The 23,635-nt window shown below is 41.4% G+C and carries 19 protein-coding genes; 13 read left to right on the plus strand and 6 right to left on the minus strand.

All coding sequences use genetic code 11. From position 1 onward, the window contains the following. Positions 1–60 precede the first annotated feature (60 nt). From NSMS1_RS25380 to NSMS1_RS25410, 7 genes are all read left to right on the plus strand, one after another. Entirely contained in the window at positions 61–639 is a 579-nt protein-coding gene (locus tag NSMS1_RS25380) for a GNAT family N-acetyltransferase (protein ID WP_224087445.1), read from the plus strand. Beyond that, entirely contained in the window at positions 582–1,919 is a 1,338-nt protein-coding gene (locus tag NSMS1_RS25385; RefSeq protein WP_224087446.1) for a lysine N(6)-hydroxylase/L-ornithine N(5)-oxygenase family protein, read from the plus strand. The genes NSMS1_RS25380 and NSMS1_RS25385 overlap by 58 nt, the downstream gene beginning before the upstream one ends. Further along, entirely contained in the window at positions 1,916–3,106 is a 1,191-nt protein-coding gene (locus NSMS1_RS25390) for an MFS transporter (protein ID WP_224087447.1), read from the plus strand. Before NSMS1_RS25385 ends, NSMS1_RS25390 begins: the two co-directional genes overlap by 4 nt. 33 nt (positions 3,107–3,139) lie before the next feature. Next, entirely contained in the window at positions 3,140–4,951 is a 1,812-nt protein-coding gene (locus NSMS1_RS25395) for an IucA/IucC family protein (protein ID WP_224087448.1), read from the plus strand. Between the two features lie 283 nt (positions 4,952–5,234). Beyond that, positions 5,235–6,189, plus strand: a protein-coding gene (locus NSMS1_RS25400; RefSeq protein ID WP_224087449.1) for an IS630 family transposase whose coding sequence is annotated in 2 segments (ribosomal slippage) — positions 5,235–5,578 and positions 5,577–6,189 — 957 coding nt in all. Because the reading frame shifts where the segments join, the coding sequence is not laid out codon by codon here. 85 nt (positions 6,190–6,274) lie between these two features. Next, positions 6,275–7,609, plus strand: a complete 1,335-nt coding sequence (locus NSMS1_RS25405; RefSeq protein ID WP_224086148.1) for an IS701 family transposase — start codon at positions 6,275–6,277, stop codon at positions 7,607–7,609. 101 nt (positions 7,610–7,710) lie between these two features. Continuing rightward, the gene (locus NSMS1_RS25410; RefSeq protein WP_224087450.1) at positions 7,711–7,905 is read left to right on the plus strand and encodes a chlorophyll a/b-binding protein; all 195 of its coding nucleotides are present in this window, start codon (positions 7,711–7,713) and stop codon (positions 7,903–7,905) included. Positions 7,906–8,116: 211 nt separating this feature from the next. On the opposite strand, the gene NSMS1_RS25415 is transcribed toward NSMS1_RS25410, so the two are convergent. Together NSMS1_RS25415 and NSMS1_RS25420 are read right to left on the minus strand one after the other, a co-directional pair. Next, on the minus strand, positions 8,117–8,638 hold the full coding sequence (locus NSMS1_RS25415) for a DUF3011 domain-containing protein (RefSeq protein WP_224087451.1): 522 nt from the start codon (positions 8,636–8,638) through the stop codon (positions 8,117–8,119). A gap of 326 nt (positions 8,639–8,964) precedes the next feature. Then, entirely contained in the window at positions 8,965–13,326 is a 4,362-nt protein-coding gene (locus NSMS1_RS25420; RefSeq protein ID WP_224087452.1) for an ATP-binding protein, read from the minus strand. Positions 13,327–13,657: 331 nt separating this feature from the next. On the opposite strand from NSMS1_RS25420, the gene NSMS1_RS25425 reads away from it, so the two are divergent. Beyond that, the gene (locus NSMS1_RS25425) at positions 13,658–14,848 is read left to right on the plus strand and encodes a serine/threonine protein kinase (RefSeq protein ID WP_224087453.1); all 1,191 of its coding nucleotides are present in this window, start codon (positions 13,658–13,660) and stop codon (positions 14,846–14,848) included. A gap of 149 nt (positions 14,849–14,997) precedes the next feature. On the opposite strand, the gene msrA is transcribed toward NSMS1_RS25425, so the two are convergent. Then, positions 14,998–15,666, minus strand: coding sequence for a peptide-methionine (S)-S-oxide reductase MsrA (gene msrA / locus NSMS1_RS25430; RefSeq protein ID WP_224087454.1), 669 nt, complete (start codon positions 15,664–15,666; stop codon positions 14,998–15,000). A gap of 311 nt (positions 15,667–15,977) precedes the next feature. Between msrA and NSMS1_RS25435 the strand changes: the two genes are divergently transcribed. The 3 genes from NSMS1_RS25435 to NSMS1_RS25445 all read left to right on the plus strand — a co-directional run bounded on the left by NSMS1_RS25435 (position 15,978) and on the right by NSMS1_RS25445 (position 17,488). Then, complete coding sequence (locus NSMS1_RS25435) at positions 15,978–16,229, plus strand: UPF0175 family protein (protein ID WP_224087455.1); 252 nt, start codon at positions 15,978–15,980, stop codon at positions 16,227–16,229. Beyond that, complete coding sequence (locus NSMS1_RS25440; protein ID WP_224087456.1) at positions 16,222–16,707, plus strand: DUF3368 domain-containing protein; 486 nt, start codon at positions 16,222–16,224, stop codon at positions 16,705–16,707. The genes NSMS1_RS25435 and NSMS1_RS25440 overlap by 8 nt, the downstream gene beginning before the upstream one ends. A 229-nt stretch (positions 16,708–16,936) precedes the next feature. Then, the gene (locus NSMS1_RS25445; RefSeq protein WP_224087457.1) at positions 16,937–17,488 is read left to right on the plus strand and encodes a tyrosine-type recombinase/integrase; all 552 of its coding nucleotides are present in this window, start codon (positions 16,937–16,939) and stop codon (positions 17,486–17,488) included. 35 nt (positions 17,489–17,523) lie between these two features. Here NSMS1_RS25445 and NSMS1_RS25450 read toward each other — a convergent pair whose 3' ends face one another. The 3 genes from NSMS1_RS25450 to NSMS1_RS25460 all read right to left on the minus strand — a co-directional run bounded on the left by NSMS1_RS25450 (position 17,524) and on the right by NSMS1_RS25460 (position 21,032). After that, entirely contained in the window at positions 17,524–18,066 is a 543-nt protein-coding gene (locus NSMS1_RS25450) for a hypothetical protein (protein ID WP_224087458.1), read from the minus strand. A 33-nt stretch (positions 18,067–18,099) separates the two neighbouring features. Then, the gene (locus NSMS1_RS25455; protein ID WP_224087459.1) at positions 18,100–18,576 is read right to left on the minus strand and encodes a hypothetical protein; all 477 of its coding nucleotides are present in this window, start codon (positions 18,574–18,576) and stop codon (positions 18,100–18,102) included. Positions 18,577–18,812: 236 nt separating this feature from the next. Next, positions 18,813–21,032 (minus strand): recombinase family protein, encoded by a 2,220-nt coding sequence (locus tag NSMS1_RS25460; protein ID WP_224087460.1) that lies wholly within the window; start codon positions 21,030–21,032, stop codon positions 18,813–18,815. 95 nt (positions 21,033–21,127) lie between these two features. On the opposite strand from NSMS1_RS25460, the gene NSMS1_RS25465 reads away from it, so the two are divergent. Together NSMS1_RS25465 and NSMS1_RS25470 are read left to right on the plus strand one after the other, a co-directional pair. Then, a complete protein-coding gene (locus NSMS1_RS25465) occupies positions 21,128–22,516 on the plus strand; it encodes a proton extrusion protein PcxA (protein ID WP_224087461.1) in 1,389 nt (462 codons plus the stop codon). 502 nt (positions 22,517–23,018) lie between these two features. Continuing rightward, positions 23,019–23,468 (plus strand): PIN domain-containing protein, encoded by a 450-nt coding sequence (locus NSMS1_RS25470; protein ID WP_224087462.1) that lies wholly within the window; start codon positions 23,019–23,021, stop codon positions 23,466–23,468. Positions 23,469–23,635 lie beyond the last annotated feature (167 nt).

Raw genomic sequence — 23,635 nt, forward strand, 5'->3', positions numbered from 1 at the left:
TTCTCTTAACGGAGACGCTATGCGAACAGTGGGAACGCGGAGGTTTACGCGGAGAGTTTTATGTCGTTTAGCACGATTACTTACAGTTACGAGAAATTGGATTATACAATCAACAAAACTATTGCTTTCCGTCTGGTAGATTTAGAGAAAGATTTAACTCTGATTCATAGCTGGATGAATCAAACTCATGTAATTCCTTTTTGGAATTTGGCATTTGATTTGGAACGAATGCGGCAACATTTACAAACAGCTTTAGCAGATAAGCACCAAAGTTTATATCTCGGCTGTTTGGATAATCACCCCATGAGTTATTGGGAATCTTACTGGACAATTGATGATATTGTCGCTCGTCATTATCCAGCAGAATCTACGGATCAAGGTATTCATCTTTTGATTGGAGAGCCAGCATTTTTAGGTAAGGGATATGCTTTACCTTTGTTACGTGCTATGACGTTTTTCCAATTTCAAAATGCTGCCACGCAAAAGATTATTGCTGAACCAGATATCCGTAATAAAAAGATGATTCATGTTTTTGAAAGATGTGGCTTTCAGTTTCAGAAAGAAATTGAATTGCCTGATAAATGTGGAGCTTTAATGTTCTGCGATCGCCAACTATTTTTCCAGAGGTGGACAGCATGACCAATTGCGTTTATGATATTATTGGTATTGGTCTTGGCCCGTTTAATTTAGGTTTGGCTGCACTGTTAGAACCTGTTACAGAAGTTAAGTCTTTATTCCTAGAACAGAAACCTAAATTTCAATGGCATCCAGGGTTATTGCTGGAAGGTACAACAATTCAAGTCCCATTTTTAGCTGACTTGGTAACAATGGCTGAACCTAGTAGTAAATACAGCTTTCTTAGTTACCTCAAAGCTAAATCTCGTCTCTATCATTTTTACTTTTGGGAGGAGTTTCATATTCCCAGAAGAGAGTATAATGATTACTGTCAATGGGTAGCCAATCAATTATCTAATTGTTACTTTGGACAACAAGTAACTAACATTTCCTGGGATGAGGAAGCGCAAGAATTTCTAGTTTCTGGTAACAAATTTACCTACCGTTGCCTCAATTTAGCTTTAGGCGTTGGTTCTGTTCCCTACATACCGCCTTTTTTCCGTAATGTAGCCTCAGAAAATATCTTTCACTCAGCCGAATTTATCCACCAAAAAGCCAACTGTAGTCAAGCAAAATCAATTACAGTCATCGGTTCAGGACAAAGTGCAGCCGAGGTTTTCTATGAACTTCTGCAAGCACAAGAAAACTGTAGTTATCGTCTAGAATGGCATACCCGTTCGTCTGGCTTTTTCCCAATGGAGTATTCTAAATTGGGATTAGAACATTTTTCACCAGACTACATCCATTATTTCTACCACCTGCAACCAGAACAGCGCGATAAACTCTTAACTAAACAAGGCTTACTGTACAAGGGAATTAGCTTTCACACCATCGCCAAAATATATGACTTGCTTTACGAGCGTTCCGTCGCCGATAATTACCCTAACGTCAGGTTACTGTCTGGGGTAGAGGTTAAAGAAGTAGAACACACTGACAAAGGTTATCGCCTTACCTATCGCCATTCTCATCAAGATCAACCATTTATTCACGAGTGCGATCGCATTATTTTAGCTACTGGCTACCATCACGCCATCCCTAATTTTATTGCAGATATCCGCGATTTAATCCAGTGGGATGAAAAAGGACGCTACAAGGTAAATTTTGACTATCACCTTTTCCTCACCCAAGACATCCCCAACCGTATTTTCGTTCAAAACGCTGAGTTACACACCCACGGTATAGGTGCGCCAGATTTGGGTTTAGGCTGTTATCGTAACTCTGTAATTATTAACTCTTTGACAGGACGCGACGTTTACCCCACACAACAGCGTAATGTCTTCCAGCAGTTTGGTATAGTTTCATGAAGCATCGGCTACCCCTCATCTCAATGGCACTATTTTTATGTGTGTTCTTAAGTATTTTCAATGAGGTATTACTGTCACCTTTTTATCCACAGTTTTTTCGTAAAGTTTTCGGTGTGAGTGATTTAGCCTACACGGGTTACTACATATTTATTTGTCGGTTAACTGTGGTACTGGCTGCGCCTGTGTGGGGTATGTTATCACGGCGCTTTGAAGTCAAACACTTACTATATGCTGGTCAATTGGGTACGGCTGTGATGACTGCCTTAATGGGTACAAGCACTAGTGCAGAGCAGTTTTTAACATATACAATATTGCTCCTGCTGTGCAAAAGCAGCTATCTGTTAGTGTATCCCTTAATTATCCAACTGGGTGGGGAAGAAAAACGAGCTGCGATCGCCGGCACATATCAAGCTGTGTTTCATGGTGCAATTATCATCGCCACTATCATTGGTGCGTGGATGGTCAACATAGACACACCTCTAATTTTATTCTACGGTATTGCCGCAGCCGATATTGTACAACTTGCCATCTGTGCTTATATGCTGCGTGGTGTATCTACCCAACGCGATGAACAACAAGCAGAGAATCAACTAGCATCAGCCAACCAACTAGGTTCTGTCCTTACCATCGGTATAGTCATCCTCACCTTTCAACTGGCGAATAACTTAGTCCGTCCCTACTTTACAGAGTATGTTACTGCTGCACCATTAAACGTCAACCTGCTCACCAGCAGTTTGTTATTTCTGATACCTAGTGTAATGGCGATCGCTGCCTTACCTTATATCCGTCAAGCCTGTCGTCCCGAACGTCTCAACACCATCTACTTAGGAGGTTTGAGCCTGTTAATCATCAGCTTAGGCTTACAAGGTATTCCCCTCAACCTCCCCTTACTCATCTTGGCGCGGATAGTTTACGGCTTCTTCCTCGCCGTTACTCAAGCCACCTTAGAACTGCAACTATTCAACCGAAGTACAGCCAAACACCTCCACTTCAACTACAGCCTAGTTACCGCCTTTGCCAACATCGGACATCTAGGCGCACCCCTCCTCGCCTCTTGGCTAGTCAACACCCAAAACCTAGCATCCCCTTTCATCGCTGCCACAATCATTTGCTGCTTAAACCTTCTATTCTTTCGCTATGTGCCGAAGGCAGGAGGTAGGAGGCAGGAGGCAAAAAGTGTTTCTTAATTACGAATTGCTATTAAACACTCAACAAAAAAAATGCAAAATCTAACTCAAATTCTCCAACCCCAACGCTGGCAAACAGTCTCTCAAAAACTCCTCGCCAAAATGCTTTCTGAGTTTATGTATGAAGAAATTATCAAACCGGAAGTTATAGAACAAACATCAGAATACACCCTCTACCACCTCCCTCTCCCAGAAGGCGTTGCCTACAACTTCCAAGCCAAAAAACGCCTATTCGATAGTTATTGTGTCATTCCCTCATCCATACAAAGACGAGAAGTTGGAGAAACAGCACCAGCCTTTAACCCCCTGCAATTCGTCCTCGATATTCACACAGTTGTCGGGATGACACCAGAAACTACAGCTCATTTAATCAAAGAACTGAGTAACACCTTACTCGCCGACACCCACATCCAAGCCAAAAAAGAAAGCCAAAATATCGACTTACTCAACTTAGACTACCCCTCATTAGAAGGGGAAATGGAAGGACATCCTTGGATAACCTTCAATAAAGGACGCATCGGTTTCGGCTATGATGATTACCTCCTCCACGCACCCGAAAGTAAAAACCCAGTTTCCCTATTTTGGATTGCGGTAAGTGGGAAACGCGCACAATTTAACGCCATCCCAGGATTAGATTACATTACCCTCATCCAAGAGGAGTTAGGCGCAGAAAATCTCACTCAATTTACAGCCGTCTTACAAACACGCAATCTCAACCCCGCCGATTACTACTTCCTTCCCGTTCATGATTGGCAGTGGAAAAATATCATTACACTGTTGTTTGTGGAAGAAATAGCCACAGGTGCAATTATCCCTCTAGGCTACAGCCAGGATAAATATTTACCTCAACAATCGATTCGCACCTTTGCTAATATCAGCCATCCACAAAAAAGATATGTCAAGTTACCCTTGAGTATTTTGAATACTTTAGTTTATCGTGGTTTACCTGGGGAAAGAACTGTGATTGCACCCCTTGTCACGGAGTGGGTGAAGTCAATTTGCGATCGCGATTCTTTCCTCAAAGATGAATGTCGCTTGATTCTTCCCGGTGAAATTGCCACTATTAACTACGATCACCCTTACTACAGCCAACTCTCAGGCGCACCGTATCAATATAAGGAAATGTTGGGTTGCTTGTGGCGGGAAAGCGTTCTTGCTTACACTGAACCAGAGGAACAACCGATTACTTTAGCCTCTCTATTACACATTGATGGTAACGGTAAACCCTTTGTTTCTCAACTCGTGGAGCATTCTGGACTAAGTTTGAATGAGTGGCTATCAAAATTATTCAGCACAATTTTACCCCCACTCCTTCACTATCTCTACCGTTACGGTGTGGTGTTCTCTCCTCACGGTGAAAATACAATTTTGGTGCTGAAAGATTATGTACCCCATCGCTTGGCGATGAAGGATTTTGTCGATGATGTCAATATCAGTCGTCATCCCTTACCAGAATTGGAGAATTTAACGCCACCGCTAAAAGCCATCTTGTTGAGTGAACCACCAGAAGGATTATGCCAATTTATCTTTGCTGGTTTATTTATCTGTCACCATCGTTACCTGTCTGATTTATTGGCAGACTACCACAACTACCCAGAACATACCTTTTGGACAAAGGTGAGAGAGACAATCTTAAATTATCAAAGTCGTTTCCCCGAAATGCAGGACAGATTTGAGTTATTTAACCTGCTTGCACCCCAATTTACCAAGCTGTGCTTAAACCGCAATCGCTTAATTACCTATGGTTACGCTGATGATGGCGATCGCCCCCATGCCGCAGCTTTTGGTAAAGTAAATAATGCTTTACATACTGTAGCCCAGATGATAACAACTCAATTAGCGTAGTCTGTGCTGTAGTGAATAGGGTGGGCAATGCCCACCCTACTTATGTAGGATTTAACCCTATAATTAGGAATAAAATTTTCTTTCTGATGTCTAATTAAATTATTAGTATAAATTGAGATTAGGATTATATAATAGCTAATTTTTTATCTTTTTTGTCTCCATATTTACTTCTCTAGGTTTACTTAATATTTGACACTATAGACAGATAATCTTAAATATAGCGTTTACCAGTCTAATGAAGTACAGTAATTAAAATAAATCAGTGTATCTACTCAAGGGTAAAATGAAAACATATTCCCTCGACTTTCGCCAAAAAATATTTGATACATATAAGACAGGTGGAATATCACAACGTCAATTAGCAAACAAATTTTGTGTCAGTTTAGGTTTTATTGAGAAATTACTAAAGCAATATAGAGAAACAGCAAGCATCGCTCCTAAAGTTAGGACAAAACAAACTCCTACAAAGCTCAACGAAAAACAAATGAAGATTCTGGAAGAAATAGTTGAAGCTAAGAATGATGCCACCTTGGAAGAAATCCGTTTCATTCTCAAAGAAAAAACAGGTATAACAGTTGGTATATCTACGGTAGACAGGATGTTAAAGAGGATAGAAATCAGCCTTAAAAAAAACATTACACGCCTCCGAGAAAGAGACCCAAAGAGTTCAATTATTAAGAGTACAGTTCTGGCTTCAAATTCATGGGATACCAGCAGAAAACCTTGTTTTTCTTGACGAAGCCGGAGCTAATCTATCTTTCATAAGACACTCAGCTCGTTCTAAAAAACGCAAAAGAGCGCATGGATCACGACCTCAAAAATGCTGTAAAAATGTCTCCATAATTGGAGCGATTGCTCTCAAAGGCGTGATTAGTCAATATAGTATTTTAGGAGCATCTGACGGGCTGAAATTTGAGGCTTATATTTCTCAAAAATTAGTTCCTCTTCTGTGGGAAGGCGCTTGTGTAATCATGGATAATTGTTCAATTCATAAAGGTGGAGATATTGAGAAATTAATCGAAGCTGCTGGCGCTAAATTGATTTACTTACCACCATATTCCCCGGATTTTTCACCAATTGAAAACTGTTGGTCAAAAATTAAAAATTTACTCCGTTCTATTGGGGCTAGAAGCTATCCAGACTTAGCAAAAGCAATTGAAACTGCTTTTACTCAAGTCTCATTAACTGATATTTATAATTGGTTTACCCATTCTTGTTACTGTACTTCACCAGACTGAGAAACGCTATAACCCTCTTCTGTCACTTTCCGAGTATTCTAAATAAAAGGATGAAAAGAAAAAACTCTGGAAGGAAAGCAGGGCAATGGATGTAGAATTACAAATCCTGAAACATTTGGCAAGAGATGCGCAGCCAACAGTTGCGCTCGTAGATGAATATTGTGCAGAGTACAAAGACCTGTTCAAAGAAGTAAGAAATTATGAATGTTTCAAATATTTACACTTAGGCATAATTTCACCAATCAAAAGAAAATCATTACCAGAGATAGCAAAAGTAGTCAGTATAAACTCAGCCCAATCATTACATCATTTTATAGCCAATTCATACTGGTCAGTAAATGAGTTGAAGAGCCGAAGATTAAAGAAAATAAAAAGAGCATTAAATGGTCAGACAATTACGGTAGTAATAGATGAAACCGGAGACAGAAAAAAAGGTAAAAAGACAGATTATGTAGCTAGACAATATTTAGGAAGTGTGGGAAAAGTAGATAAAGGGATAGTTTCAGTTAACGCTTATGGAGTTTATGCCAACATAACTTTCCCATTAATTTTCAAAGTATTTAAACCAAAAGGAACACTAAAGGATTCAGATAAATATAAAACTAAAATAGAGTTAGCATCAGAAATAATTACAGAGTTAATGGAATTAGATTTCAATATTGAATTAGTATTGGCTGATAGTTTGTATGGTGAAAGTAGCCAATTTATTAGAAAACTGGCTGAATATGGCTTAGGTTATGTGGTATCAATCAGAAGTAATCATGGAGTCTGGCTGCCAGCAGGGCAGAGCGTTAGGGCGAATAAGTGGTGCAAATTTGAAAGAACATTTAGTAACCAAAAATCAGAAACTAGATATATTAGAGAAATAGTTTATGGTAAAAAAGGAGCCATAACTTACTGGGAAATAACAACTGATCCAGAAACTATGCCAGAAAATTCTACTTCATTTGTCATGACTAATCTTTCAGGGAACCTCAAGAAAATTTTAGGCGACTTATATGGGTTAAGAACTTGGGTAGAATATGGTTTTTGGCAGTGTAAACAGGAACTGGGCTGGACAGACTACAGATTTACAAATTTTCAACATATTGAGAAATGGTGGGAGATTATTTTTTGTGTCTACACAATGATTAGTTTAAGTTCTCCACCTTTCTTATCCTTAAATCAAGCTCCTTCTGAAACAGAAATACATGACAGTGCTTGTATTAGTTGTGTAGATTTCTCTAACCATAAACAATGGAATCATGATTCTGGATGGAAGAATACTTTAAATAATCTTCGTTTAATTGTTCAACCTCTTTTATTATTTTGGTTGATTTATCCCTGGCTAAATGTTTTTCCCAATTCCGATTTATTGCTTGGATTTAATCACCTAATTTTTACAATGAACCAATTTAAACCTTTTTTCTCTTCTGGATAATTTCAGTTATTTACTACTTGCTTATTTCGGAAAGTGACAGAAGAGGGATATTTAAGTAAATACTATGAGAAACGTAATTATATTATTTAGGAATTTTCACAATGACACTTTACCCTAGTGATAAGACTGAAACTGCATACAATGGCAAAGACCGTAATGCTGGTGATTTGGGATTTACTCCTCAAGCTGAACTTTGGAATGGGCGTTTTGCGATGATTGGCTTTCTTGCTTATTTATTTTGGGATTTGAATGGTTACAGTGTAGTGAGAGATGTACTGCATCTAGTTTCTTATTAATGCCTGCTAAAAGTGAAGTTGATTGCTCAAGTAGGAAACTGGTTAGCCAGCCTTTTGTTGCCAAGATAGTAGTGAGATTTTATCTAAATCTATCTGGCAACTGTTAGAACCTTTAAACAATTGTTCAAGGAATTTTTTTATCAGTAAAAGATCCTAATTAACTAGGTATTTCATTAATAGCAGTGAAGAAATACCCAGTTAATTATTTGTCTTATCTATTGTACCTATCGTCTTGGTAATATCTGTCGTCTATGTCATTTCTACCATTCCTGTTATATATGTCATATCTATTGTTGCGGTAATACCTATCATCTCTGTCGTTGCGATAATATCTATCGTCTCTGTCATTGCGATAATATCTATCGTCTCTGTCATTGCGATAATATCTATCGTCTCTGTCATTGCGATAATATCTATCATCTCTGTCGTTACGATAATATCTACCGTTTCGGTTATTTCTGCCATTCCCAACTACAAACTCAGCACGGCAACCATTTCTCACCCAAATTCGATTGCCTCTAGAACCCCAATTTCCTTGACAACTAGCATCGGATAACTGTCTAACCAGTCTCACTCTACCGGGAGGTACGGCACAGGTGTTTGTCCGATTATCATAGCTCGAACAACTGATAATTTCTTGGGCTGAAGCAGGGGCTGTAACACCAAAAAGCGTACCTAAACTAACACTTGCAGTTACAAAGGTAGCTGCAATTATAGAAAAACGCATAGCCATAATTAAATATTTGATTTCTTCAAGAATTACTACGAAACCTAATAGTAATTCTAACAAAATAGATTTGAAGGAAATTTGTAAATTAGATTAAATTAAATATTCTTTGCATTCTCAACAGTATTAATATCTATTTCATCACTTTAGTTATCTGACATCTTGCACTTTCTTAATAAACTGATGGCGATGCACTGCCCAACGCCACTTGCTTTATGTCGGGAAACCCGCCCAACGCAGTGGCTCCCCTACGTATATTTCAAAAATCAAGTATGGATCATATAGTAAGTATTAGTTACGTAGGCACAAGCCTAGCCGTAGGCTATTACGAATTATGAATTACGAATTATTGTCATCCTCACGATCGCCTTAATTAAATTATCAGGGTCTACTGGTTTAGAAATATGCTTTTGAAAACCAGCTTTGAGGGCTTGCTTTTCGTTCATTTCTCCAGCATAGGCTGTGAGGGCGATCGCGGGTATCTTGCCGCCTTGCTCTGGTGGTAAGGTTCTTACTTGCCGCATTAACATATAACCATCCATGTCAGGCATCCCAATGTCGCTGACTAAGACATCTGGCGGCGATTTGGTTAATATTGTTAATGCTTCAAGGGCGGAAGTAGCTGTGATGACGTTTGCGCCTGCTTGTTCCAAGACAAAAGCCACAAAATCTCGTGTATCGGTATCATCATCTACTACTAAAACTTGAATACCATCTAGCCCCACAGATGCTTCTAAGGACGGCGAATCTTGATTGACATTTGGCTGAGTCGGCATCAGTGGTAAATTGAGGGTGAATGTCGCACCCATACCTTCGCCTTCGCTCTCAGCTTGAATTTTACCGCCATGTAGTTCAACTAGGTGACGTACAATTGCCAAACCTAAGCCTAAACCGCCAAACTTGCGAGTAGTGGCGCTATCGGCTTGGCGGAAATAATCAAATACATAAGGGAGAAAATCAGGGGAAATACCTTTGCCTGTATCCCTTACGGTGATTTGGGCTTGATTGCCGACCTTTGTTAAACCTACCTCAACTAAACCACCAGTCGGTGTAAATTTAACAGCGTTAGAGAGCAAGTTCCACATCACTTGCTGTAAACGGGTTGAGTCGCCAGCAACCAATCCGACTTCATCGTCAAGATTGACTTCTAGGCGAATAGAGTTAGCGTCGGCGGCAAGTCGCACGGTTTCCATTGCCGCTTTAATCACCGATGCTGGATTAACTGGACTGATTGTCAGCCTAATTTTCCCTCGTAAAATCCGCGAGATATCCAACAGGTCTTCAATCAACTCGACTTGCAACTTGGCATTACGCTCAATGATGGTTACAGCTTGTTTAGCTTTGGCTGCATCTAACTTGCCGCCTTGCAGTAATCTTGCCCAACCGAGAATCGGGTTAAGAGGCGATCGCAATTCGTGGGACAGTACCGCTAAAAATTCATCTTTAATGCGGTTGGCTGCTTGGGCTTCTTCCCTTAATTTTTCTGCGGCGGCCCGTGCTTGCTGTTCGGCTTCGTATAAACGGGCATTTTCCACGGCAACTGAGGCCATTTGTGCTAATTGCACCAAAATTGCTTCATCTGCGGCGGTAAATTCATCTGCGTATTTGTCAGAAAGCTGAATTAAGCCAATGTTTTGTCCGTTCCGTCCCACCAAGGGCGCAGCCAGCCAACCCCGCATCGGTGGATGATTCTTTACTTCTTTGCCAAAACCTTGCCAATGGGGATGCGCCTCTAGTTCGGCTTGAGTCATCCGCATGGGGCGATTAAGACTACACATATAAGCATATATACCAGATCCATCTGGCTTTTCATCGTAATTGCGCCACTGAGCATACTTATCAGATAAGTAGATGGCTGAAATTGCCTGCGCCCAGTTCTGGTCAATCGTCATACTGGTAACAGACTGGTGAGAACCGATGATAGATGCTGCCTGATTTGTCATCACCTGCAAAACTTGTTCTACAGAAAGGGCAGAATTGATGGTGAGGGCAGCTGTAGTTAATCCTTGCAATTGGTTAACGTAGTGGCGTTCACGGGCAAGTAGTTGTTCGTGTTCTAGTTCGGCTTGTTTACGCTCGGTGATATCAGCAGCAAAAACCGTCAGTCCATCGGGCGAAGGATAAACCCGGTGTTCGTACCAACAATTCCAGGTAGGATAAAAATATTCAAATTGGACTGGTATTTGTTCATGCAGCGCCCGATGAAATTGAATATAAACATCAGTATCAACGGTATCTACGAACAAGTCCCAAATGCTGTGATTGAGAATCTGCTCACGCTCCATCCTCAGCATCTCGCACAGGCGATCGTTAACGTAGGTATATCGCCAGTCGCGGTCAAGGACATAGAACCCATCATTAATGCTTGACAAGATAGTCTCAACACGCTGCTTTGCCGTTTGGGATTCCAATCGCAACTTCTGCTCCTGCTGCATCGCATCTCGGCGCAATTGGGACAACTTCAAAGTTGCCTCAACCCTTGCCAACAATTCCCGCGCCGAAAACGGCTTGATGAGATAATCATCGGCTCCAGCTGCTAATCCTTCAACTTTGGCTTCTTCTCCGGCTCTAGCAGAAAGCAAAATGATGGGAATTTCCCTGGTACGATTGTCACTGCGCAAAGCACTCAGTAGACCAAAGCCGTCCATTCGCGGCATCATCACATCGGTCAGCACCAAATCTGGTAGATGATGAACAATTACATCTAACGCTGCCATCCCGTCAGTTGCAGTTTCTACTACATAATACCTACTCAATAATCGGCGCACATATTCCCGCATATCTGCATTGTCATCTACCAGCAGAATCCGAGATGGGGAAGTTGGGGAAGTTGCGAAAGCTGGGGAGGAATAAATCATCAATTCTCCCTCTGCTCCTTCTCTCCCCCTGCTCTCTTGTGGCAACCATCGTAAAGCTTCCTCAATATAAGGAGCCGCACCCAAGGCTGTGGAAACTTGGGTGCGTGTTGCTTGGATTCTATCGGCTGGTAGGTGGGATGTGCCTGTAGGCATGGTGATGGTAAAGGTTGTACCTTGCCCCTCAATACTGGCAACCTGCACCTGACCACCATGTAGCCGCACCAATTCCTGAACTAATGCCAGCCCAATTCCTGAACCTTCTTGAGTTCTACCCCGCGCTCCCTCGACGCGGTGAAATCGCTCAAACAATTGGGGTAATTCTGCTTGAGGAATACCAATCCCCGTATCACTGACTGTTAATTCTACTTGCTGTTGTGCCTGTTGGAGAGTAATGGCGATCGCACCTGTAAAGGTGAACTTGAAGGCATTCGAGAGCAGATTGAGAACAATCTTCTCCCACATCTGGCGATCAACATACACGGGTTCTGCCAATGGTTGGCAGTTGATGATATACTCCAACCCTGCCTGCTCAATTGCCGAACGGAAGATACTAGCTAACTCAGCAGTGAAGGCGGCTAAGTCTGTCGGTTCATAAACTGCTTGCACCCGTCCTGCTTCTATCCGCGAAAAATCTAGGAGGGTATTGACCAACTTTAACAAGCGTAAACCGTTACGATGAATCAGGCTTAACTCTTGCTGTCGCTCTGCTGGCAAGTCATCTGCTGCTAGGAGTTCTTCCAACGGACTCAACATTAAAGTCAAGGGAGTCCGAAACTCGTGGGAAACATTACTAAAAAAGGTGGTTTTGGCGTGGTCTAGTTCTGCCAAAGCTTCGGCGCGTTTGCGTTCTTCCTCGTATGCCTGCGCATTGGCAATACTGGCAGCAATTTGTGCTGATACTAAATTCAGGAATCCTTGGTAGTTATCATCAAATAGCCGGAATGGGTTTAAAGCTGTCACTAATACCCCAGCTTTGCCTGTGCGCCCTGAAGGTGCGATCGCTACTACAGCCGCTTGTTGGGGTGGTCTATTCCAGGCTCCTGTGGGCAAATCACCAAATTGTCTTAAATCAGAAATTACATAAGTTTGATGATTTGTCAATACATCGGTCAAGTGCCATGAATCATTTGCCAAAGCAATAGTTTCGGGAACTTCTAGGTGTCCTCGCTCAATTCCGCAGGTTCCCGCCAATGTCACACACTGCCGCTCCGAGTCAACCAAATAAATCATGGCAAACGGCAGGTCGTAGGGGTTGGTTGCTAGACAGCTAGTGCTGAAAATACAGGCTTGCTCAAATGTGCGTGCGTCTGCTGTTTTGGCTGCCAGTTCCTTTAACAGTGCTAACTGTCGTTCCCCAATAATCCGGGGTGTCTCCTCTGTATTGGCACAGATAATGCCGCCAGTGCTACCATCATCATTCGGCACGGGGCTATAGGAAAAGGTGTAGTACGTTTCCTCCGGGTAGCCATTGCGCTCCATAATTAGCAATAGAGCTTCGTCATAGGTTCCCTGATTTTGAGAAATGGCTGTTTCTGCACGCGGCCCTACTTGATGCCAAATTTCTCGCCAAACGATCGCCGCAGGCTGTCCTAACGCTTCTGGATGTTTACCACCGAGAATGGCTCTATAAGCATCGTTGTATAAATTGATTAATTCGTCACCCCACCAGACAAACATAGCTTGGCGAGATGTCAACATAATCCGCACAGCCGTTTTCAAGCTCTGTGACCATGTTTCTACAGCACCGAGCGGCGTTTGTGACCAATTGTGCGATCGCATCAGCGCCGCCATCTCACTATCGCCAATAAAGAGATTTTCGTAAATCTTAGAGTTCATCTCGTGGATCACGGTGACAGTTCCCGAATCAAGATGCGAAGGATCGAATGATCCACAGCTATAGTTTGCTAATCCCAACTATTACAACGTAGCCGATATTTGAGATAAATACTACAAAATTTTGCCAAAAATCAACTTATTTTCCTAAGTAAGTAGCAATTCATCTATCTTGAGGATTAACTTTTATAAACACGGTAGAAGGCATATCGATTCAAAATTAAGAAATACTAACTCCTTAGTAGCTACTTTCCACTGCCGACTCCCTTATTTTTTGACTATCCTAAATATATTAGGGGAATTACTTTTACGTAAATTGATAGCAGGTGTCTAGATGCTGCAACTAGAACAAATATTGCACGACCGTTATCAAGTCCAAAGTCAACTAGGTAACAATGGCATACGCCAAACTTGGCTGGCTAAAGATTTACAAGCTGCTGATCCTGAACATTCGCTAGTTGTGGTTAAGCTCCTGGCTTTTGGTGGTAGTGTCCAGTGGGATGACCTCAAACTTTTTGAGCGGGAAGTACAAATTCTCAAGCACCTTAATCATCCCCGCATTCCTCAATATATTGATTATTTCTGTATTGATGACCGCTCATTGTGGTTTGGTTTGGTACAGGAATATATTCCAGGGGCATCACTCAAAGAAAAATTGGCTGATGGTAAACGATTTACGGAAAAGCAAGCGAAGAAAATTGCGGCTGAGTTGTTAAAAATTCTTATATATTTACATGAGTTAAACCCAGGTGTTTTACATCGAGATATTAAACCCAGCAATTTAATTTGGGGTGAGGATGAGCATATTTATTTAGTCGATTTTGGTGCAGTTCAAGACAAAGCTGCTAAAGAAGGCGTAACCTTTACCGTTGTCGGTACTTACGGCTATGCACCGATGGAACAATACGGTGGTCGTGCTGTTCCCGCATCAGATTTATATGCACTGGGAGCAACTTTAATTCATCTGTTAACTAATATTCCTCCGGCTGAATTACCCCAGCAAGATTTACGCCTACAATTTACCAATCTTGTGAATCTCAGCCCTGGTTTTATGGGATGGTTACAAAAACTTACAGAACCAGCACCAGAAAAACGTTTTACTAATGCGCGTCAAGCCTTAGATACCCTCAAATCTGGTTTAGTTAAATCAACCAAAGATCAGCGTCTAGTTCCAGCAAAAAAATTCATTAATAATTCCGGTTGTGGCATCAATAATATTCATGAAGAAGTGCCGGAAGAAATTTTGGGATGGAACTGGGGCGCATTTTTACTACCTTGGGTATGGTTATGGACTAATCAAGTTTGGGTAGGCTTATTTTGTTTTATACCTCAAGTTGGTTGGATTACAACGATCGCCTTGGGAGCAAAAGGTAACGAATGGGCTTGGAAAAGTAGACGCTGGCGCAGTATCGAACATTTCCAAGCCCATCAAAGAGGCTGGGCGATCGCCGGCATTTTAATCGGCGCACCCGTTAGTATTATGTTGTGGGCAGGTGCGCTTGTATTCCTCAAATCAATTTTGTAGGAGTGCTGAGTAGGGAGTGGTGAGTGATGATTGCTGTTAGCGGTAGCGGCGCGTTTAGCGCGTGATGAGTGATGAGTGCTGAGTTGAGAGTGAAGAAAGTTTTATCTCCCCCCACTCCCCCCACTCCCCCACTCCCTCATCCCCAACTTCTACCCATTCACCGAAGACTCAAACACACCCACAGGACAAGAAACATTCGTCCCACCTAAACCGCAATAACCATTGGGATTTTTAGCTAGGTATTGTTGATGATAGGCTTCGGCGTAGTAGAACTCAGGCGCATCAATAATTTCTGTGGTAATTTGCCCATAGCCTGCGTCGCTCAGAGCTTGCTGATAAGCATCGCGTGAAGCTTGGGCTACCTGTTTTTGCTCGTCGGAGTAGACATAAATACCAGAACGGTATTGAGTACCTACGTCATTCCCTTGGCGCATTCCTTGGGTGGGGTTGTGGCTTTCCCAAAAAACTTTGAGTAATTGGGTGTAACTAATGACTTTGGGGTCAAATACCACCAATACAACTTCATTGTGACCTGTCAACCCTGAACATACTTCTTCATAGGAGGGGTTGGGTGTCAAACCAGCAGCATAACCAACGGCTGTAGTATAGACTCCTGGCTGTTGCCAAAACTTCCGTTCTGCACCCCAAAAACAGCCCAAACCAAATACCGCTTTTTCTAGTCCTTCGGGGAAAGGTGGTTTTAATGGGTTGTTGTTGACATAGTGGTGAGCCGGTACTGGCATTGTTTGCGCCCTTCCTGGTAAAGCTTTCTCAGGGGTGGGCATTTCTAGTTTTTTACCAAATCCAAATAGTGCCATTGATGGTAAGTGTGAGTTTTTATATACATCTTTAATGTACTGAAAATTTCCCGTATTCTGCGATCGCAAGAAAAATCTGTTTGAGAAATATAACCGCAGTCCAGCAAGAGTCTAAAAAGAATCACAGCGACCATCTTAGAAAGATTATATTGGGGGAAATGGAGTGCGTAGCAATCCTCCACGCAAGCCAATTCCGAAAAAAAAGTTCCCTTTGGTTGAAGGAGAAAAAGACTTATAGCAGTGTCTAAAGCAATGGTTGATATCATTAATTAATGCCGCTTCAACAGCCAAAGCCATTTAGGACATAAACTATGTCGTCAGTGACCATTAACCTGCCAGAAGACGTGTTTAGCGCCCGTCGCCTAAGTCCAGAAGAATTTGTGCAAGATATGCGTCTTGCTGCTGCTATCTACTGGTATCAGAAGCAGGAAATATCAATGGAGAAAGCCGCCAGTGTTGCCGGGTTAAACCGCCGAGACTTTCTGTCCGTCCTCGCCCGTGAACAAGTAGATGTCTTTGCTGTTGACATAGATGATTTGCAACGCGAGTTAAACCGTGGCTGAACTGCCTGCTATCAACACATCACCACTAATTTTTTTGACCAAGGGCGGTGAGGTAGATTTGTTACGCCTCATTAGCCCATCAATTATTGTTCCATCGGCTGTGGCCACAGAAATTAGAGAGTATGGGGAAACGGACGTAACAGCAGTTGCGCTCAACAATACCGATTGGTTGGTTGTACAAGAAACACCACCAGTCCCCAATGTGATTCTCAGTTGGGATTTAGGGCTAGGTGAATCAGCCGTATTGACATGGGGGTACACAAATCCAGGCACAGAGGTAATTCTGGATGATTTAGCCGCCCGTCGTTGTGCTGCCACCTTGGGTATTCCTGTACGGGGAACATTAGGTATTGTGATTACTGCCAAACAAAGAGGGGTAATTCCGGCGGCACGTCCGGTTCTAGAACAATTGCGCCTGTGTGGAATGTATTTATCTGACCGCGTTATCAATCAAGCATTAACATTGGTAGGGGAATAGATGCGTCTGCTCCCAAGCCAGGGGCAGACCATACCTGATGGTGGTACGAGTGCAGACTCCATAAGCAGGTTTTATAGTTCAATGAAAGAATGAGGCTTGTAGCGGTTGTGAATGATAAGTTTAATTTTTAGGCTTGTTATCGCGTTGCGGACGCTTACGTTGATACAATACTTTGGGGTTTTGATTACACGTTTTCAGCATTTGGTGTAATGCCCAGAAGGTGTGAAAAATGAAGGTAGACGGCAACGGACAAGGCAAAATATTAAGCCAAGACGAACTAAGGCGATTGTTCAGCGAGGGATTTCTTACCCCACGCGATCGCGCACTGTTTGGCATCTGCCTGTTTACTGGTTGTCGCGTATCAGAAGCGTTGGCTCTCAACATGACTGATATCAAATCAGGAACCATCACTTTCCGAAAATGTACCACGAAAGGCAAGTACAAAACACGGATTGTAGATATTCCACCACCGCTATCAGCAATATTGGCTGATTACCAACCATTAGGGGCGGTAATGTTTCCCGGCAAGCGTGGTGTAACTGAGCGTCTGACCCGATTCATGGCAGACAAGATTTTACGCTCTGCCTGCTCCCGCATCGGGGTAGAAGGAGTCAGCACCCATTCGTTTAGGCGAACTGCCCTCACGCAGATGTCGAGCGCGGGGATACCTTTGAGAATTATTCAAGAAATCTCAGGCCACGGCGACCTGGGAACGTTGCAGCGTTATCTGGAGGTTACGCCAGAGCAGAAGCGAAAGGCTGTTTCTGTGATTGGGTTTTAGATTCTTCGCTACTTTAGATCCAGATGGTATCGCTATTAATCAAAAGAATAACCTATAAAGAAAATCTCACTGGGTTGATTTTGGGTGTAGACGATTATATATCTAGCTGTACCTCTATTAATAGAGTGCCAAAAAGCATTTGCTGCATCAATATTTGTGTCGCCCAAAATGACAGATTCAATCATTTTATGGGTAGGTTGCTCAGTGCCGAATAAAGCAAGGAGTTCTGCTGAAGGGAGCGGAAAAGCGGTGTTAAATATTTCTCCAATTATTTCCTGATTTTCTCCTCCGCGTAACGCTGTTTTAAACTCATCTCTTGAAAGTGGACATGGTGTATCAGAAACTCGAAGAATATCAAGGATTGAACGTGTTCCATCAACATCAGAGGCTTCTAATGCTGCTTCGATTGATGGATGTTGCGCTCCAGGAGATGGGGAACTTTCCGTGATGGGAAAATCGAGCAATGGTATTGCAGGATTATAACGACCTGCCTGAAACTCACGTTTTCGTAACATATCCAATGCTAAGTTAAGATCCGTTTGATAATCGGTATAGTACCAGTAAGGTTCTGCGCCCATAAAACTTCTCAAAAATTTAGGATATCAGTTCTATTACTCACACGCCTGGTTTTGTGAAGAGTATTCTTCATAAATTCTTAGAGCAGCTTCTAGATATTGATCTAGTAAATGATGATCTGATATATCAGGTAATACTAATTCAACAGCCGCAGTAGTTTCCATTATTCCAAGATGTTCTTCTTCATTTTTAAAAGCTTCGATAGACCACCACAGTCGAGCTATAGCGGTTTGTATTTCTTCCCTTTCAGGCAAATACCATATTTCTCGACCAATTTCATAACACTGTAAAGGAGTTAGAACATTTTGCTCTGACATTGCTTGCTGAATATATTTATTAAGGAGGAAGAGTTTGTCTGATTTCATCTCTGATGAATATATTTTTAAACATTCTATTGCCCATTTGATTGCCAAACTATAGTGATATTTTTGTAGTTCTCGTACAATTGGATAAAACCAAAGCATTGTTTTTTGCGCTATGGTTTGTTTGACATTTTCTATTATTTGTTTCATAACTGTAACTATAAGCCGCGACAGCGCAAGAAAGGTGCGCGGTCGCTCCTGCTGAAAGACTTATGGTGTAAGCTATATTGGCTAAAAAATCAATTTTTTTCTTAGTTTTTTATTAACTAAATTATTATTGATAGCAGTATATAAAGATGGGATAGTAGTACCACTGAAGTCGATATCGATAAAAAGGGAAAAGATGAAGAAGCAGAGGAGAAAAACAACTGTCAACTGTGAACTTCCTAACCCACAGCATTTAAACTCTCAGTGTCCAACTCCATCGATACAGCAGCATGGACTAAGGGTAACAAAGGCCCCAGTTGTTCTTGTCCATTGACGGCTAAATCGCTATGACAAAGATAAATCCTCTGGGATACGCGAGATAGCAAGTCAGATAAAATTCTTTGAAGTCTGGTTTGTTCTGCTGATTTCTCATCCTCTGCTGTCCAAGGCTGTCCCAACCTATCTTGTAGAAAAAACGGCGCACCAAACAAGGTTGCTGCACCACCCTTAGCCCACAGAGGCGAACCAGCATCAAGCCAAAAATGCCACTCGTGAAATCTTCTACTAGCGCGATATTGGAAAATAGTTGCTAGGGTGACAGCTTTTCTCACTGAGCCGATGGCACGTAGGGGGTAAGGGTTAGCTGTGATAGTACCCCGGCGCAGTAGTTGAATAAATTCGGCGATAGTATTGTTAACTATTGACTGTTGACTGTTGACTGTTGACTGTTGACTGAGAAATTCTTCTCCTGCTCCCCTACTTTGCCTTAACCTCGTATCAATCTCCCAGTAATGTTGTGCTGTTTCTAATAGTTCTCGCAGGGCGGCTAGTTGGTCATAGGGGAGGTTGCTCCCATTCCACAAAAAGCGCTGTATTGCTCTATCTAAAAGGGAGATGGGGCTGGGGATGAGGCGGAGTTCTTGTTGCGATCGCTGTTCTTCTAACCATTGTAATATTTCACCATAGGCTGTGGTGGCAGCGTAACCAATGCGATCCCAGCGTTCAAAGCTGGTGACAGGTAGCAAGTTGGGGTGGTCAGGATGGGGAACGAAGCAGTAATCAGCAATTAATCCGGCTCTTACTGGGTCTATATTGGTAGGGAGTGGAGCAGGGGTTTCTGGGGGTTCTGGTTTGCGGCTGAGGACTACTAGCATCTCCGCTACTGCATCCCTGTCTACCAAGCGTCCCAAACCTGGGTAGACTAGCGCCATCATGGTGAGTAATGCTCTGATGACTGGGGAGCTAATCAGAGGGCGTTGGTCGTTGAGGGATTCAACGGGGATATTTTGCTTAGTAAGAATTTCTATGATTGTATAACGGGCGATCGCATCTAAACCTGGGGCAATAATTGCTACCTGTTCTGGTTGTGCATCTCCCGATTTGATGGCGTTGGCAATGACTTCGGCGGTTTGGCGTAATAGTTGAGCGCGGGATGTGGTTTGAATTGACTTGACCATCGGCGGTAAACCAGACAAAAACATGGGTTCGGTGAGTGATTCCACCATTGGCCCAACTAGCCTATCAGCTAAAGATGCTGTTACACCTGTCAAGGTTTCAACTCGACAGCGTTTTGCTAAACCTGCCATGTATTCGGGGTCGGCTCCTAATCCCAGCCGCACCCCCCCATCAGGATTGTAACTAAAGGCGGCGATCGCTCCTTGGTCTAACAGATGCTCGAATAAGTTCCGTACTACACCCGGATATTCATCCACATCATCAGCTATCACCGCTTGATATCTTTTAGCTAGGTGTTGCTGGTAATTCTCATGATTTAGTAGGTGTTGCCCGTAAAGTTCAGTAATAATACCATAGGTCAAAAATCCCCGCTCTAAACACCAATTACGCCAATCTAGTAATAAAGATGCTAAGAATTGGGCTTCTAAATCGACGTTATTATCTTCTAGTCCTGTTTGCAAAACCTCAGCAATATTTTCGCAGGGTGTACCACTATATGCGGCTAACTGCATCAAGTCTAAAATACGCCTGACTAAGCGATACTCATTTACTCCTGCACGGCGTAGGATTTCTGTATCTAACTGCGATCGCCAGAGTTTTGTTGCTAGTTCTTGTTCACTTTCTGGACGCAATCTTACAGGAAATTGTGCCTTTATCTTCAGCAATTGAGTCAGTAATGGCCAAAATAAAACTATATCATCTTGAAAAAAACCTAATGGAGTTTTTACCCTAACTGGGTATTTTCCTTGAGTTATAGTAACAATTATATCACCCAGTTCTCTGCGATTATCATCATTCGCCGCTAAAACTAATACTCCGGGTTTAGCTTGTTGAATATCTAAAGATAAAGATGCGGAAGTGCTTGCTTTTAATTTTGCTTTTTTAGTATAAAATAATTCATGAACTCCCCGACCAGTATTTACCCAAGAACAGAATTGTTCTACCAAACGAGTGGTCTTACCACTGCGGCTACCCCCAACAATCCAAATAGAATGAGAAACCACAAAATATCTCCTCGATAGATTTGTTAGTATATTTATTGCGTTAATTTAAAATTATCAAACCTCACTCATTCAATAATTAAGAGTCAACAACTAAAATGAGGAATACAATTTTCGACGAAAAAGTTTACCCCTATCTGTTATCACTTTATCGATGGTATTTACGCACTCCAGAACGTTCTCTAGAAGAAGCATACAAAGCTGCATTAAATATTAGAGCTTTAGAAAATGAACATTTTAATGGTAACAAAATAGACCTGGATTCTCCCATCTACAGTAGCAGTGTGATGGATTATTTTGCTGCTGATTTAGCCCAACAATTGAAGATAGCTAGAATGCGGCTAACTGAGTTTCGCTTCAGTCGTTGGTTCTCGAATGAGTCTAATCAAAAAGCAGCCCGTAAAGTGGGTATAGAGTATCCTACTCCGGTTGCTGTTTTAGAAAAATTAAAATTTATTGATGACATAATTTCCAAATATACCATCCCTGATGATGAACTTGCCCCATCTGAAGTTACAAGCTCACCAATTACAACAACTAACTCAGCGCCAATTAATGATAAATCACTTACCTATCCTGTAAATAGAAATGAAATTGATAAACATAATTTAGTTGAGCGTACTTACACCCCAACATCACCCCCACAAATAGTTAGGAGAACAGACCAGAAAAAAAGACCAAAAGGTAAAGCAGATACAACAGGTGTTTTGCCGCGTTCTATCTTAAGTACTATTGGACGATTGCAAATTGAATTAGATCCCAATGCCGAAAAAGATGTTGTGAATAATTTTCGGCAAGCTCAAAGAAGAAGTATTATATCAATTAGATTTATTCTTTTACTAATTATAGTACCTCTTTTAACCCATCAGTTAGCAAAAGCTTTAATTGTTGGGCCAATTTTTCAACAGTTTCAAACTGCGGAAGTAGAGCAGGTATTTTTAAATTCTGAGATGGAGGAAGAAGCCTTATCAACGTTGCATAGATTTGAAGAAAGACTCAAATTTGAAAGCTTAATTAGTAATGCACCGGTTCTTTCTGCTGAAGCTATAGAAACTGAAGTGAGAAAAAAGGCTGAAGAAATTGCTACAGAGTTCCGCAGGGAAAGCTCAAATGCAATTAAAAATGTTTTTGCTGATATCTTTTCTGTGGGTGCATTTATCTGGCTGCTAGTTGTGAGTAAGCCTGCTATTACGGTACTCAAAGAATTTTTTGATAATGTAGTCTATGGCTTAAGTGATAGTGCCAAAGCATTTATCATTATTTTGTTTACTGATGTATTCGTCGGATTTCACTCTCCTCATGGTTGGGAAGTGATTTTAGAAGGTTTATCTCGTCACTGGGGACTACCAGCTAATAGAGATTTTATCTTTCTATTCATTGCTACTTTCCCCGTAATTTTGGATACTATTTTTAAATACTGGATCTTCCGTTATCTCAACCGTATATCGCCTTCCGCCGTTGCTACCTATCGCAATATGAATGAGTAAAAATCTGCTAGTTGTGGAGTTTACTTGGAGTAGGTAATAAATTTAATGCCATTTTGGAACTACTAACAATTCTCTCTCGTCATCTCTTTTTAACTGTGAGTCGATTGTTAGTTTTCTGTATGTCTGATGAGAATATACTACTCCAGCTTTGAGTCTGTTAGCCTTTCTCCCTGACAGGTGCATAATATCGAAGGGAGAAAAACTATAAATACTATAGATGAGACTTGACAGAACAGAACACGACGTTTCACATCCTGGAAACGCCGTAGTTCCTCAGTTCTATCAACCGGAGAGTAACATCTGCGGTACTTTAGCCTGTCTCATTTTTTATTTGTGATCGCTACGGAAACTAGTATTTTGCAGCTTGTATTAAAGAAATGGGTTTATTTTAGGAATAACTTTTCATTTCTCTGAATAACAACAAAATAACTGATTGTCTTGTCAGATAAATAACTCTACTTGTTTTTGATATTGATTGCTGACCTTACATGAGAAGAGAAAAATGTACAAAATCTTATTTGATACGGATTTAATATTAGATGCTGTAATGAATCGTACTGAATTTGTTGGCGATGTCAAAGCACTATTAGATAAATCACACCATTCTATTCGCTTATACTTAACAGATGTTGGTTTACAAAAAGTTTCTACTTATACCTACTGTTTAAAAAATCGTCATATTTCTGAGATTGTAGTTAAATGGTTGCAAGAACATCTAGAAATTTGTACTCTTGACGAAGGTGTACTACAACAATCACGTTATTTATTTCTCAATGATTTTGAATCGGCCGTTGAGTTGGCTTGCTTGAGCCATTACCAATTAGATGCGATAGTTACTCATAAACCAGAAAATTTTATTACAGTTAGTCATCAGTCTTGTATCTGGTCTTTTGTTGATTTGTGGTTACGTATCGATTTAGAAAGTCAATTACAAGCTCCCACCTTTAAGTAGAATGATGTAATTATTGGTAGTCGGATAAGGCACAAGGTAGGAAATGAGAGGATTTGAGTTTATTTCACATTTCTTAATATAATTTGAATTATCTTACTTATTTACTTAGTTCAGAGATAAAATAATCTAAGAACATTTATAAGATTTACTGTATAAAATGCAAATGA

The sequence above is a fragment of the Nostoc sp. MS1 genome (assembly GCF_019976755.1).
GTDB lineage: Bacteria > Cyanobacteriota > Cyanobacteriia > Cyanobacteriales > Nostocaceae > Trichormus.

Coding starts and splice junctions, on each gene's coding strand:
- NSMS1_RS25380 (WP_224087445.1), top strand. CDS start 61: ATGTCGTTTAGCACGATTACTTACAGTTACGAGAAATTGGATTATACA.
- NSMS1_RS25385 (WP_224087446.1), top strand. CDS start 582: ATGTGGAGCTTTAATGTTCTGCGATCGCCAACTATTTTTCCAGAGGTG.
- NSMS1_RS25390 (WP_224087447.1), top strand. CDS start 1,916: ATGAAGCATCGGCTACCCCTCATCTCAATGGCACTATTTTTATGTGTG.
- NSMS1_RS25395 (WP_224087448.1), top strand. CDS start 3,140: ATGCAAAATCTAACTCAAATTCTCCAACCCCAACGCTGGCAAACAGTC.
- NSMS1_RS25405 (WP_224086148.1), top strand. CDS start 6,275: ATGGATGTAGAATTACAAATCCTGAAACATTTGGCAAGAGATGCGCAG.
- NSMS1_RS25410 (WP_224087450.1), top strand. CDS start 7,711: ATGACACTTTACCCTAGTGATAAGACTGAAACTGCATACAATGGCAAA.
- NSMS1_RS25415 (WP_224087451.1), bottom strand. CDS start 8,638: ATGGCTATGCGTTTTTCTATAATTGCAGCTACCTTTGTAACTGCAAGT.
- NSMS1_RS25420 (WP_224087452.1), bottom strand. CDS start 13,326: ATGAACTCTAAGATTTACGAAAATCTCTTTATTGGCGATAGTGAGATG.
- NSMS1_RS25425 (WP_224087453.1), top strand. CDS start 13,658: ATGCTGCAACTAGAACAAATATTGCACGACCGTTATCAAGTCCAAAGT.
- msrA (WP_224087454.1), bottom strand. CDS start 15,666: ATGGCACTATTTGGATTTGGTAAAAAACTAGAAATGCCCACCCCTGAG.
- NSMS1_RS25435 (WP_224087455.1), top strand. CDS start 15,978: ATGTCGTCAGTGACCATTAACCTGCCAGAAGACGTGTTTAGCGCCCGT.
- NSMS1_RS25445 (WP_224087457.1), top strand. CDS start 16,937: ATGAAGGTAGACGGCAACGGACAAGGCAAAATATTAAGCCAAGACGAA.
- NSMS1_RS25450 (WP_224087458.1), bottom strand. CDS start 18,066: ATGGGCGCAGAACCTTACTGGTACTATACCGATTATCAAACGGATCTT.
- NSMS1_RS25455 (WP_224087459.1), bottom strand. CDS start 18,576: ATGAAACAAATAATAGAAAATGTCAAACAAACCATAGCGCAAAAAACA.
- NSMS1_RS25465 (WP_224087461.1), top strand. CDS start 21,128: ATGAGGAATACAATTTTCGACGAAAAAGTTTACCCCTATCTGTTATCA.
- NSMS1_RS25470 (WP_224087462.1), top strand. CDS start 23,019: ATGTACAAAATCTTATTTGATACGGATTTAATATTAGATGCTGTAATG.